This window comes from Chitinophaga sp. (assembly GCF_039596455.1).
GTDB lineage: Bacteria > Bacteroidota > Bacteroidia > Chitinophagales > Chitinophagaceae > Chitinophaga.
Genome location: NZ_JBCNJR010000001.1, coordinates 994,749 through 1,008,303 on the forward strand (window position 1 = coordinate 994,749; position 13,555 = coordinate 1,008,303).

Sequence of the window (13,555 nt, forward strand, 5' to 3'; positions counted from 1 at the left end):
CCCCTTGCCTGGCAAGGCGTAAAGGCCCGCCCAATCCCGAAATTTTTGTTAAATAGATTAGCCGACTTTGTGCGGCTAATTTTTTATTGGTTATTTTGGGTTCTCAGTAACGTTACTATGAAAAAATTTCTCATATCTTCTTTTGGCGCAATGCTGCTCTTCCAGGCGGCAGTAGCACAACAGGGGCAGAAAATGGTGGCTGACAAGATTGTTGCCAAGGTAGGAGATAAGATCATTCTCCAGTCTGATATTGAGTCTGCCCTGGTAGACATGCAGCAGCGGGCAATGGAAGGGCAACCCCTGCCGCCCAACGCTTCCTGCTTTGCCATTGAAGAAATTATAGCGCAGAAAGTACTGGTGCTGCAGGCCGAAAGAGACAGCTTGCCCATCAGCGAGGCGGACGTGGACGGCCGTATTGAAAGCCAGATCCGCTGGGCGGAACAACGCTACGGCAGCCGGGAAAAAATGACCGAAATAACCGGTTATACCATTTACCAGCTCCGCGAACGTTTCCGTGACGCCATCCGTGAAAGCATGCTGGCCAACGCCATGCGGGATAAAATTGTGAACGCCGTGAAAGTGACCCCCACCGAAGTGAGGACCAACTTTGAACGGATACCCACAGACAGCCTGCCGTTCTATGAATCAGAACTGGAAATAGGCCAGCTCGTACTGCTGCCGAAGGCCAGCCGTGAAATGGACAAATACGCCATAGACCGCCTCCTGGAACTGAAAAAGAAAGTGGAGAACAAGGAAGGGGATTTTGGCACCTATGCCAGCCTCTATTCTGAAGACCCTGCAGTAAAGGAAAACAATGGTGTATATGTGCTGAACAGGAGTGACAAGACCTGGGACCCTGACTTCCTGGCCGCCGCTTTCAGGCTGAAGGAAGGGGAGATTTCCAATCCCGTGAAAACACAGTTCGGCTACCACCTCATCAAAATGAACAAACGCGGAGGAGACAGGGTAACGGTACAACACATCCTGATCGAGCCCAACATTTTAAGCGCAGACCTGGCTGCCGCCACCAGCAAGCTGGACAGTATCCGGAACCTGGTTTTAACGCGTAAAATGAACTTCGGGGAGGCAGTAGCCAAATTCAGTGATGAGCCAATGGCCAAGTTCAACGGCGGTATGCTGCAAAACCCGCAAACGGGCAGCACCTTCCTGACTATTGACCAGCTGGACGACCCCTCCACCAAAGACATTGTAATGATGCTGGATTCCCTGAAGCCCGGTGGCGTTTCCAAACCCATGCCGTTTGAGGATGAAAGGGGCCGCAAAGGCCTGCGCCTGGTGTACCTTAAAACCCGCACCGAACCGCACCGCGAAAACCTGAGTGACGACTATGCCCGCATCCAGTCCCGCACCCTGAAGGAAAAGCAGGCTACCGCCCTGGCCAAATGGCTGGTAGATAAAATGCCCACCTTCTACGTACACATCGAGAACGAATACCGCAATTGTGCCAACATCACCCGGTGGATGGGCCAGAACGATGCTGTAGCAAGCAACTAAAAGCGGTCAGCAAATATATTTTATAGCCATCCCGGTTACTTTGAGGTAACCGGGATTTTTTTATACGGCAACGCTTGGCTGAAGTTTAGCTCCCATGGCCGTTTTACAGCCACGGGCCGCACTTTGCCGGCAGAATCCTGAAGCCGTGGGTGATTTGAATATTTAGGCGTAACTTTGCGACTTCAATTTTACGGCATGAGTGACGCGATAAAGCATGAATGCGGTTTAGCATTCATAAGATTAAGAAAACCATTCTCTTATTACCAACAGCAATATGGATCGGTTTTCTACGGCCTTAACAAGCTGTACCTCCTCATGGAAAAGCAGCATAACCGCGGGCAAGACGGCGCGGGAGTGGCCACTGTAAAATTGCACACCGAGCCCGGGGTGCCCTTCATGCACCGTATCCGGAGCAGCCAGCCCCAGCCCATAGGGGACGTATTCGGCAGGATCAGGGATGAAATATCGGAAATAGAGAAATACCAGCCGGAAATCACCAAATACCCCGGCCTCATGAAAGGCCACGTGCGTTTCCTGGGAGAGCTGCTGATGGGCCACCTCCGCTACGCCACCCAGGGCAAAAACAACGTGGAGCTGTGCCACCCCTTTGTACGGTACAACACCATCCCAGCGCGCAACCTCACCATGGCCGGCAACTTCAACCTGGTAAACGTGGAAGAGCTGTTCAACTTTGTGAAAGTGCAGCCCGGGGAGACCCATAAAAACAGCGACCTGGCCGCCATGCTGGAAGTGGTACACCACTTCCTGGCCAAGGAAGACGAAATACGCCAGAACGGGCTTGATGTAAAGGCCATCCTGCAGCAGGCCTTCTCCATGTTTGACGGCGGTTACCATGTATGCGGCCTCATCGGCTCCGGAGACGCCTTCGTGATCCGGGACCCGCACGGCATCCGCCCTTCTTACTATTATGTCAATGAAGATGTGATAGTGGCCGCCTCCGAAAGGGCCGCCATCCGTACTGCCTTTAACGTGGGAGAAAATGAGGTGATGGAGCTGATGCCCGGCACCGCCCTCATCGTAAAGGAAAACGGCGATTACAGCATAGAAGAGATCATTCCCGCCCGCGAGCGCCGCGCCTGCAGCTTTGAGCGCATCTATTTCTCCCGCGGTAACGACGAAAAGATCTACAAAGAACGGCATGCACTGGGCTACCACCTCTCCGAAACCGTGCTGAAAGCCATAGATAACGACCTGCGCAACACCATCTTCTCCTTCATACCCAATACCGCCGAAGTGGCCTTCTACGGCCTCATCAAAGGCCTGGAAGACTACCTGAACAAGATCAAGGTAGAGCGTATCATGAGCTGGGGGAAAGACTTTGATGAGGAAAAGCTCACCGAAATGGTGAACCGCCGCGTGAGGATAGATAAAATAGCCATCAAGGACGTGAAGATGCGCACCTTCATTACGGAAGACTCCAGCCGTAACGAAATGGTGCAGCACGTATACGATATCACTTACGGCACCGTACGCCCCGGTACAGACACGCTGGTGGTGATAGACGACTCCATTGTACGGGGTACCACCCTCCGCGAGAGCATCATCAAAATGCTGGACCGCCTGGGCCCGAAACGTATTATTGTAATGAGCTCCGCCCCGCAGATCCGCTACCCAGACTGCTACGGCATAGATATGAGCAAAATGGGCGAGTTTGTGGCCTTCCAGGCCGCTATAGCCCTGCTGCGTGAGCAAGGCAAGGAGTACATCCTCCAGGAAGCCTACGGCCTCTGTAAAGAGCTGGAACGCACCAATACGCTCAATGCGCAGAACGTGGTGAAGAACGTCTACAAACCCTTCACCCCCGAAGAAATATCCGCAAAAATTGCAGAGATCATCACGCCGGCGGGCATCAGCGCAAAAGTGGAAGTGATCTATCAGAACATCGAAAGCCTGCACGCCAGCTGCCCCAGCAACCTGGGAGACTGGTACTTTACCGGCAACTACCCCACGCCCGGCGGCAACCGCGTGGTGAACAAAGCCTTTATGAACTATATGGAAGGCAAGAACGAAAGAGGTTATTAATACGCCCCTTTCATCATTGTTAACTTTTCCTTAATTCAGGGCGCGTTTTTCAGCCGTGTATTAACTTACGGTAAAATGCCGTAATTTAGGGGTAGTCAATGGTTTACGATGTGTATGAAAACATTGTTGCTCATTCGCCACGCCAAATCCAGCTGGAACGACCCTGAAATGGACGATTTTGACCGTCCCCTCAATAAACGGGGTAAGGAAAATGCCCCCGAAATGGCCGGCAGGCTGCTTTCCCGCGGTACCGTTCCTGAACTGATCATATCCAGCCCGGCTAAACGCGCGCGGTCTACCGCCCGCATCATGGCCAAAGAATGGAAATACCCCAAAGAAGCCATTCTGCTGGAAGAAGAATTATACCTCTGCTACGCCTCCACCTTTCTGAAAGTGATCACCAAAATAGACGACGACTTCAACGCCGTGGCCATCTTCGCCCACAACCCCGGCATTACAGACTTTGCCAATTACCTCACGGAGGAGATCCGTATAGACAACGTGCCTACGGCAGGCATTTTTGCCATAGAAGCGGAAACAGACCATTGGGAAGAGTTTGACAGGGCAAAGAAACGTTTCCTCTTTTTCGACTATCCCAAAAGTGAAGTTTTCTAGGATGCTCTTTTAACATTCCATTCAGAGTTGCTGCTTTATTTTCATTCACAAATTAACCCGTATGCGTATACTCCTTTTATGCCTGTTATTTCCGTTTGTTGCCCAGGCCCAGGTTGGCGGCCCCGGCTGGGGAGCTTTCAACCGTGCTGTAGCTGTACAAGACGCCTGGAAAGGCCGCCCTTTCCGCCTGACGGCCCGGGTAAGACCCCAGGTGACAAATTCAGTATCCTGGGCGGGCATCTGGGTACGCAACCACGCAGAAGGGGGCGCCGTGAGTTTCTTTGACAACATGCAGGAGAAACCTGTGAGAGAAGATAAATGGACAGACTGCGAAATCAAAAGCATCTTCAATAAGCGTGACAGTGTGATGTACTTCGGTGGCCTGTACATTGGCCCCGGCCGCTATGCTTTCGATGATTTCAGGCTGCAGGTGGAGACCACGGCCGGCAATTGGGAAACCGCCACGCTGGATGGCATGGGAATGGATGATACCACCGCGTTGAGCGCCTGGCATATGCCTGGAAAAAACCGCGGCCTGCAACACGCTTTTGATAATGGCCACCTGGTGATAGATGCCAGCAGCCTTCCGGCATCAACAGAAAAAAAGGACGGACAAAAGTCAATCTACGGCAACAACCCCCAAGCCGGCCACTACGCTAACGTCAACGGCATCAAGGTATATTACGAGGTATATGGCAAAGGTGAACCGGTAGTATTGCTGCATGGCAACAGCCAGGCAATTATTGTATTCACTTATCTCATTCCCGAACTATCCAAAAAATATAAAGTGATAGCGGTAGACACGCGCCTGCAGGGCAAGTCTGGTGACGATGGCAAGCGCCTTACCTATGAGCTCTTTGCAGAAGATGTAAAGGCCCTGCTGGACCATCTCAAGCTGAAAAAGGTGAACCTCTTTGGCTGGAGCGACGGCGGCAACACCGGCCTCATACTGGCCAGCAAATACCCGGACAGGTTTAAGACCCTCATGACCATGGGAGCCAATCTTCAGCCGGACACCAACGCTGTGAAGCCGTTTGTGCTGGAGCAACTGAAAACACAGATAGCCAAACTGCAGCCGGAGGCCACCGTGAACCGGCGTTTGTGGACGCTGTGTCTCGAAGAGCCGCATATTTCACCGGAGCAGCTGAAGGCCATCAAATGCCCCACGCTGGTAATGGCGGGAGATGATGATATGATCAGGGACGAGCATACCCGCTTCATTGCGGCTACCATACCCCAAGGAGAGCTGCTGATCTTTGAGAAGGCCACACACTTTGCGCCGTTTGATGTACCGGAAAAATTCCGGCAGGCGCTGGAAGATTTCCTGGCAAAGCATAAATGACCTTATGTTCATCTATTTTTTCTTCACTTCTACCGTCCATGCCGGGCCGCTGCTCACCTTGAACTTTTCAGCGAAGCTGCCCATGTTGAGTGCAAAGGATAAATTCATCAGGCTGTTCTGGTAAGCCAGCGGCCGGCCCTCCGGCACACTGGCAAAAGTGGCGGCGTATGGCATGGCGCCTTCGTATACCACCTTGTTCCCGTGCAGGATGCGTACCTGCAGCTGGTCTCCGAACCGGGGTTGCAATTGCGCCAGCGTACGCTCGTCAATGTTGGTCCACACGTTCCCGAACTGCACGTCAAGAATGGGGATATTGCCTTTTACAATACCGTTGCTGAAAGCTGCCCGCTGGTAAGGAATGCGCTCCACGCCGGTACCCAGCAACGGCCCCACGGAATCAAACGGTATTACGCCGGCCGCCAGCCTGGCGCCTGTATAGGCATACACGTCGCGGCCATGAAAAGTGTAGGAGCGGGAGGAGCCGGGCAGGCGGTTTACCTGCTCATCTATTTCCCGCACAGCGGTGATGCCCAGGCTTTCCGCAATGAGCGTCAGCGTGCCATTGTCTGGCGTTACGAAATAATGCCCGCTTTTGGTTTGCGCCACTACGGACTTACGTGCGGAGCCCACGCCTGGGTCTATCACGGAAACGAACACCGTGCCTGCCGGCCAGTACGCCGCCGTTTGCTGCAGGCGGTACGCCGCCTCCCAGATGTTATAGGCCGGTATTTCGTGAGTGAGGTCAAATATTTTCAGGTCTGAAGATACGCCAAAGGCTACGCCCTTCATGGCAGACACGGCGCCGTCTTTCAGCCCGAAATCTGTTTGCAGCACCAGGGCGCGGGATTGGGCTTGTGCGGCTGTGCTGATGCAGCAGGTAATAAATAGCAGCAGCGTGCGGAGTGGTTTCATGGGTGAGTATTGAAGAATATAAATGTAAGGAATTAATCCAGGTACAAAACCCATAACCCATTGAAACAGTACATCTTTGACGGCCAAACAAAAAGACCCCGGCCTTTTTATCTGAATTAATACTACCAATACCGGGGAATATCCTTATTTTCGTAACCATGAGATTATAACCGCGAAACAGCCATGAGCGTTCCGGGAATCTGATTAACTGGTAATGATTTTTTTATTTGCAAATGTGGATACTGCTGAACGGCAGCCTCCCTCATTTATGCGTATACCTGAATAAAAGGTATTTCATCCTTAACCGCTATTTGATCTTGAATCCGTTTTGTAATTGAACGTACAGGAATACATAGACAATGGACTGGTTGAAAGTTATGTGCTAGGCATTTCCACTCCGGAGGAGAAGGAAGAGATGGAGCTGTTGCTGAAAGCCTCCCCTGAGCTGCGTACAGAGCTTCAATCAGTAGAGCGCACGCTGCACCGGCTGCTGCAGGAAGACGCCGTGCCGCCTCCCCTTGAGCTACGCGCCCGTACCCTCACCCCCTATAACTGGGCAGATGCCAACCCGCAGGAGCCGCCCGGCGGCAAAAAGGCCAACTACACTTTCATTAACATTGCCCCCAACCAGAACGACTATATTACCGTACACCGCATGTGGAAGTGGATCTTCTTCGCCGCTTTCCTCCTCTTCAAATTCTGCCTCTTCCTGGCCATTTATTTTTACTTTAAATACCGGCAGGTGGAAGACAGGCAGCAGGAAAGGGAAAAAGTACGGAGAGAAATGCAACAACAGTCTGCCGGGCAATACACTCCGGCGCGCTGATACCCTTCCGGGCGCCCGCCCGCAACAAATTTCTGCTCCATTCTGTTTAAATTGAACACCGAAACAACAATTCTAATCCATCAAGCTTTTATCTATGAATCAAAGACGAGAACATGACTTCCTGGGCGAGCGGGAAATTCCGAATGACGTATACTATGGCATTCAGACGCTGCGGGCCATCGAGAATTTCCACATTACCGGCATTCCCCTGAAGGTGGAGCCGCTTTTTGTGCAAGCCCTGGGATACGTGAAGAAAGCCGCCGCCATGGCCAATGCTGACCTGGGCGCCTTGAAAAGGGAGATAGCAGACAGCATTATGAAAGCCAGTGACCGGGTGATCAGCGGGGAATTCAACAACCAGTTCATTACAGACCTTATACAGGGTGGCGCCGGTACTTCCGTGAACATGAACGCCAATGAAGTAATTGCCAATATTGCGCTGGAAATGCAGGGCAAAGAAAAGGGGGATTACCAGTACTGCCATCCCAATAACCATGTGAACTGCTCCCAGTCAACTAACGACGCTTACCCCACCGCCTTCCGCATTGCGCTCATTAACAAGCTGAGCCTGTACAAGGAAAGCCTGCGGGCGCTGGGTGATGCCTTTGAAGCAAAGGGCGAAGAGTTCAGCCAGGTGCTCAAAATGGGCCGCACCCAGTTGCAGGATGCCGTGCCTATGAGCATGGGAGACGAGTTCAAAGCTTTTGCCACCACCATCAGGGAAGAGCTGGCCAGGATAGAAGAAAGCAAAAAGCTGATAGCGGAAGTGAACATGGGCGCCACTGCCATTGGTACCGGCGTAAACGCCCCGGAAGGCTACGCGGAGCTGGTGGTGAAACACCTGCGCACGGTTACCGGCCTTGAGCTGGTGCTGGCTACAGACCTTATTGAGGCTACCAATGACACCGGTGCTTATGTACAGCTTTCCGGCGTGCTGAAACGTACCGCCATCAAGGTCTCCAAGATATGTAACGATCTCCGCCTGCTCTCTTCAGGGCCACGGTGCGGGATAAACGAAATTAACCTGCCGCCGATGCAGCCCGGGTCTTCCATTATGCCGGGCAAGGTAAACCCGGTAATACCGGAAGTGGTGAACCAGACGGCCTTTTACGTAATAGGGGCAGACCTTACCCTCACCCTGGCCGCGGAGGCCGGGCAGTTGCAGCTGAACGTGATGGAACCGGTCATTGCCTTTTCGCTCTTTACTTCCATCACCTACATGACCAATGCCTGCAACACCCTGCGGGAAAAATGTGTGACGGGCATTACGGCCAACGCAGAGCGTACCAGGGACATGGTGATGCAGAGCATCGGCATCGTTACCCAGCTCAACCCCATTATAGGCTACGAAAAATCAGCCGCCATTGCCAGGGAAGCGCTGGAAACCGGCAAGTCTGTGCATGATATTGCCGTGAAGGAAAAGAAACTGGTCACCCAGGAAAAATGGGACGAAATATTTACGTTCGAAAACATGATCCGCCCGAAATTCATTAACAGTTAAAACAAGCGCGCCGGCAGAATTTGCTGCCGGCTATATAAATCTTTGCCAAAAGTGGATATCTTGTACGGCTATGCCTGTATGGGCCCGGAGCAGGGCAGGGCAAACCAAAATGTATAAACAGGAAATTCCATGATCTGGCTTCAATTCGCGATCCTTCTGGCAGCTATTCTCATTGGCGCCCGCTTGAAAGGCATAGGCCTGGGCGTAATGGGCATGGTGGCGCTTGCCATTTACCTCTTTGTATTCCGCATGCGGCCGGGGGAACCGCCTATTGACGTCATGCTGATCATCCTGGCCGTAGTGAGCACTGCCGCCACCATGCAGGCCGCCGGTGGTATGGATTACCTGGTGCGCATTGCGGAAAAAATATTGCGCAGCAAACCTTCCATGATCACGCTCATGGGGCCGCTGGTAACGTTTTTCTTTACCATATTTGCCGGCACGGCCCACATCACTTACTCCCTGCTGCCCATCATTTCCGAAGTGGCTACCCAAAAGCGCATCAGGCCGGAAAGGCCGTTGAGCATTTCCGTAGTAGCAGCTCACCTGGGCATTACCGCCAGTCCCATTTCTGCCGCTACCGCCGCCATGATCACCATCCTGGCGGGACAGGTGGAGCTGATGCAGATATTGCGGGTGTGCATCCCCGCCTGCCTGGTAGGCATACTGGCGGGCGTGGCAGTGGTATGGAAGAAGGGGAAAGACCTGGAAAAAGACCCGGTGTTCCTGGAAAAAATGAAAGACCCCGAGTTTGCGCGGGAGCTGGACGCCTCTACCGCCGGTGAAGCCAAACCGCTGAAACCCGGCGCTAAAACCTCCGTGGTCATTTTTGGCGCGGCGGTTTTGTTAATAGTGCTGGCAGGCTCCTTTCCCGGCCTGCTGCCCCGCTTTGAACCAGGTGCGGCCAGCTTTGCCGTGAATGCCAACGGCAGCATAAAAATGGCGGCGGTCATAGAACTGGTGATGCTGTCTGCCGCGGCGCTGATGCTGCTGTTCACCAAAACCTCCACTACCGAGGTAGCAAAAGCCAGCCTCTTTACTGCCGGCGCGCAGGCGGTGGTGTCTATTTTCGGGGTGGTGTGGATGAGCTCCACTTTCATGCTGGCCAATACGGCGGCCATTGAAGGGGCGCTGGGAGATATGGTGAGGGCCGCCCCCTGGACGTTTGCCATTGCCCTGTTTGTACTGAGCATGCTGCTGTTCAGCCAGGCCGCCACCACCAAGGCACTGATGCCCCTGGGCGTGCTGCTGGGCATTGCGCCTAACAACCTGGTTGCCATGTTCCCGGCTACCAATGGAGACTTTGTATTGCCGGGCTACCCTACGCTGCTGGCCGCCATCAATTTTGACAGAACAGGCAGCACCTACATCGGCAAATACCTGGTAAACCACAGTTTTATGATACCCGGCCTGGTGGCGGTATCCGGATCTGTGGCGGCAGGCTTCCTGTTTTCGCATCTTTTCTGGTAGATGTAAACAGTTTCTGAAAATTATAAAACAAACCGCACCTCTTTTTTGTAGGTATGATAGAGGGTTTTTATCGCCTAAGAAATTGTAGTGTACACGCAATGCGGGTCCCGATTGCGGTTGCATTATTCAGCGGACAAAAAAGCAGCGGCAGGAGGGACTCGCTTATCTTTGTACCTAAATTGCCTGATACATGAGTTATACCGTTCCGGCGCAGACCCGCATTGGACATGTGCACCTGAAAGTTTCAGACCTGAAACGCTCCCTGGATTTTTATTGCGGCCTCCTGGGCTTTGAGCTGATGATGATGTACGGAGAGCAGGCGGCGTTCATTTCTGCCGGCGGCTACCACCACCACATAGGGCTCAATACCTGGCATAGTAAAGGCATGCCGCCGGCGCCGGAAAATACGGCGGGGCTATACCATGTGGCCATTCTTTACCCTGAAAGGAAAGACCTGGCCGCCATTTACAAAAGGCTGAGCGGCGCCGGTATACAGTTTACCGGGTTTGCAGACCATGGCGTAAGTGAGGCGCTGTACCTCAATGACCCGGATGGGAACGGGCTGGAGCTGTATTGGGACCGGCCACGTGAGCAATGGCCCCTGGATGCGGAAGGGAAATTGACCATGTATACCCACCGCATTGACCTGGCGGGGCTGCTGCGGGAGCTGGAAGGCTGATCAGTTCCGCGCTTTCAGCTTGTCTTCCGTATTTTCCATGGCTTCCTCAATGGAGTGAGAATGCTTCAGATCGAGCTTCTGTTTGGTAACAGCGGCCAGCTTGGTATAAAAGTCGTGCAGGATATTCAGCTCCTCTTCAGAAAGCGATTCCACATCAATCAGCCGGTTGCTGGCGGTTTTGGTGGCTGCAATAAGCTCATTCAGCTTCAGCTGGATGGATTTTGAATCTTTATTCTGTGTTTTCTGGATAATGAATACCATCAGGAAGGTGATGATGGTAGTGCCGGTATTGATCACCAGCTGCCAGGTGTCTGAAAACCCGAACAGCGGGCCGGTTACGGCCCAAACGATTATAACGGCAAACGCAATAATGAAAGCCCACGGGCTGCCGGTGGCCGCCGTAACGGTACTGGCCAGGCGTTCAAAAAAGGGGATTTTATTGGCCATATGCCTTGGGTGTTAGTAGTTGATGTTCAGCAGCCGCAGTTTGTTATAGAGGGTTTTGCGGTCAATGTTCAGTAGCTGGGCCGCCTTGGTTTTATTGTATTTGACGGCTTTCAATACATTGATGATCTTGTTGTATTCCGCCTTGAGGGCTACAGACTTCAGGTCATTGGAATCCAGCATGGGCATGTCCGGCATTTCTTCACCGGCGGCATCTCCGTTGGCGGTGGGACTTTTCACGTAAGAGCTGCCGGATTTCATTTCAAGGGGTAGCGCCGCCATGGATATTTCCTTGCCCGCCGGCGTCAGCAGGCTGGCGCGGCGGATCACGTTTTTCAGCTCGCGGATGTTGCCCGGCCAGTCGTACCGCCGGAAACATTCCCACACCTCATCACTCATCATTACCTCTCCCTTGTTCAGCTCCTTGCTCACCTGAGACAGGAAGGAGTCTACAAACAAGTGGAGGTCTTCGATCCTTTCCCGCAGGGGTGGAATGTGTATGGTGAACTCGTTAAAACGGTGAAAGAGGTCTTCCCGGAACTTCCCTTTCTGCACGGATTCAAACAGGTTTTCGTTGGAGGCAACGATCAGCCGCACGTCTACCGCAATTTCTTTCATGCTGCCCACGCGGCGGATCTGTTTTTCCTGTATCACGCGCAGCAGTGCCACTTGTATATCATAAGAAAGGTTGGAGATCTCGTCCAGGAAGAGGGTGCCGCCGTGGGCTTGCTCAAAGGCGCCTATTTTGGTACCGATGGCCCCGGTAAAAGACCCCTTTTCGTGGCCAAACAGCTCGCTGGCCGCCAGCTCACGGGAAAGGCTGCCGCAGTCAAGCGCCACAAAAGGCTGCCCCTTGCGGCTGCTGTGCTCGTGTATAAGGTGGGCAACAGACTCCTTGCCGGTACCTGTTTCCCCGAAAATGATCACGCTGTAATCTGTAGGCGCCACCAGGGTCAGTTCCCGGAAAAGCTCCTGGGAAGGCTCGCTTTCCCCGTATACGTAGCGGCTGCCGTTTTTCTGCTGTTCTGAAACGGGCATGGGCTTTTCTTCATGCGCATGCGGCTCCACCACATTTACCTGGGTAGCGGGCGCAGGGGCCGGCTGGGAAAGGGCCTTGTTCACGAGGCTCAGTATCTCGTCAGGATAGAGGGGTTTGGAAATATAATCGTACGCGCCGTTCTTTACCATGTCTACCGCAATCCGAACATCGGAATATCCCGTAATTATTATTACCACCGTTTGCGGATGCTGCTGGCGGATATTGGTCAGCAGCTGGGCGCCATCCGTATCTTTCAGGCGGTAATCACAAAGCACCAGGTCATACGGGTGGTCCTGCATCATTTTCATGGCCTGCGCCCCGGTCATGGTACTCTCTACCTTGAATCCATGTTTGCTCAGAAATTTGGTGAGCAAAGTACATATGTTTATTTCATCATCTATAATGAGGATACTCTTCATAATAAAGCAGCTATTGGACGGATATTAAATTTACGACTAATTCTACACTTGACGGGCCTTTTCAGGCTAACTCTTTACCTCATAAATGATATCTTGCAACTCCCCGACGTTAAAAGGTTTCGGCAAAAAGCGGGCCGCTCCGGCTGTTAGGGCTTTCTGTTTTTCCATGCCGTTGTCATAGGCGCTAATCGTAATTACCGGTAAATCAGGATATTGTGATTTTATTGCAGGTAAGGCTTCCAGCCCGGAACCGTCGGGCAGATGGATATCGAGAAAAAGGATGTCTGGCTGCTGCCTTTTCAGGAACTGCATTCCTTCCTTCAGCGCGTGCACGTACTTTACCTTATAGCCGTACTTGCTGAGGCTGAGCTGCAGCAGGTGGCATATATCAGGTTCATCGTCTATTATCAGTATTAACGCTCCCATTGTTTGCTTTTGAACTTGACCAGCACCGGGGTTATTTGCATGTCCGGGAGTTAAGTGATCGGCGTGAAACAATTTATTCCAGTATTTATTTAATTGGCTGCTCATATGTCTTTCGCACAAATAACAAATAGTTGAATTTCCTTGTTCCTGGTATTGCAAACATTTTGCCGTACAATAATAACTGTTTAAACAGCCTTTTTTCGTGGAATACTTTCCACACTTTCCCCGCCGGCACCTCCCCATTCTGCGAAACTTCACCCCTAAACCCCGGCCGTTTTGCCGGTATGGCATGGTGGTACAGAAATTGCCCTTTCTATATCAGAA

The 13,555-nt window shown here is 52.5% G+C and carries 12 protein-coding genes; 8 read left to right on the forward strand and 4 right to left on the reverse strand.

The genetic code is table 11. The features are described from left to right. The first annotated feature begins 117 nt into the window (after positions 1–117). From ABDW36_RS04170 to ABDW36_RS04185, 4 genes are all read left to right on the forward strand, one after another. Complete coding sequence (locus ABDW36_RS04170; protein ID WP_343700618.1) at positions 118–1,515, forward strand: peptidylprolyl isomerase; 1,398 nt, start codon at positions 118–120, stop codon at positions 1,513–1,515. 315 nt (positions 1,516–1,830) lie between these two features. Further along, positions 1,831–3,558: an amidophosphoribosyltransferase gene (locus tag ABDW36_RS04175; RefSeq protein ID WP_343700619.1), complete on the forward strand. Its 1,728-nt coding sequence runs from the start codon at positions 1,831–1,833 to the stop codon at positions 3,556–3,558. A gap of 114 nt (positions 3,559–3,672) precedes the next feature. Continuing rightward, positions 3,673–4,173, forward strand: a complete 501-nt coding sequence (locus ABDW36_RS04180) for a histidine phosphatase family protein (RefSeq protein WP_343700620.1) — start codon at positions 3,673–3,675, stop codon at positions 4,171–4,173. A gap of 61 nt (positions 4,174–4,234) precedes the next feature. Further along, positions 4,235–5,515, forward strand: a complete 1,281-nt coding sequence (locus tag ABDW36_RS04185; protein ID WP_343700621.1) for an alpha/beta hydrolase — start codon at positions 4,235–4,237, stop codon at positions 5,513–5,515. A 12-nt stretch (positions 5,516–5,527) separates the two neighbouring features. On the opposite strand, the gene ABDW36_RS04190 is transcribed toward ABDW36_RS04185, so the two are convergent. After that, positions 5,528–6,427 carry an S-adenosyl-l-methionine hydroxide adenosyltransferase family protein gene (locus tag ABDW36_RS04190; RefSeq protein ID WP_343700622.1) on the reverse strand — a complete coding sequence of 300 codons (900 nt, stop codon included), beginning with the start codon at positions 6,425–6,427 and terminating at the stop codon, positions 5,528–5,530. A gap of 334 nt (positions 6,428–6,761) precedes the next feature. On the opposite strand from ABDW36_RS04190, the gene ABDW36_RS04195 reads away from it, so the two are divergent. The 4 genes from ABDW36_RS04195 (at position 6,762) to ABDW36_RS04210 (ending at position 10,903) form a co-directional block, all read left to right on the forward strand. Further along, entirely contained in the window at positions 6,762–7,253 is a 492-nt protein-coding gene (locus tag ABDW36_RS04195; protein WP_343700623.1) for a hypothetical protein, read from the forward strand. Positions 7,254–7,347: 94 nt separating this feature from the next. Then, the gene (gene aspA / locus ABDW36_RS04200; RefSeq protein WP_343700624.1) at positions 7,348–8,754 is read left to right on the forward strand and encodes an aspartate ammonia-lyase; all 1,407 of its coding nucleotides are present in this window, start codon (positions 7,348–7,350) and stop codon (positions 8,752–8,754) included. A 129-nt stretch (positions 8,755–8,883) separates the two neighbouring features. Further along, a complete protein-coding gene (locus tag ABDW36_RS04205) occupies positions 8,884–10,224 on the forward strand; it encodes an anaerobic C4-dicarboxylate transporter (RefSeq protein ID WP_343700625.1) in 1,341 nt (446 codons plus the stop codon). 190 nt (positions 10,225–10,414) lie between these two features. Continuing rightward, on the forward strand, positions 10,415–10,903 hold the full coding sequence (locus tag ABDW36_RS04210) for a VOC family protein (RefSeq protein WP_343700626.1): 489 nt from the start codon (positions 10,415–10,417) through the stop codon (positions 10,901–10,903). Here ABDW36_RS04210 and ABDW36_RS04215 read toward each other — a convergent pair whose 3' ends face one another. From ABDW36_RS04215 to ABDW36_RS04225, 3 genes are all read right to left on the reverse strand, one after another. Beyond that, positions 10,904–11,350, reverse strand: a complete 447-nt coding sequence (locus ABDW36_RS04215; protein ID WP_343700627.1) for a low affinity iron permease family protein — start codon at positions 11,348–11,350, stop codon at positions 10,904–10,906. A gap of 12 nt (positions 11,351–11,362) precedes the next feature. Then, on the reverse strand, positions 11,363–12,805 hold the full coding sequence (locus ABDW36_RS04220) for a sigma-54 dependent transcriptional regulator (RefSeq protein WP_343700628.1): 1,443 nt from the start codon (positions 12,803–12,805) through the stop codon (positions 11,363–11,365). A gap of 66 nt (positions 12,806–12,871) precedes the next feature. Further along, entirely contained in the window at positions 12,872–13,336 is a 465-nt protein-coding gene (locus tag ABDW36_RS04225; protein ID WP_343700629.1) for a response regulator, read from the reverse strand. Positions 13,337–13,555: the final 219 nt, after the last annotated feature.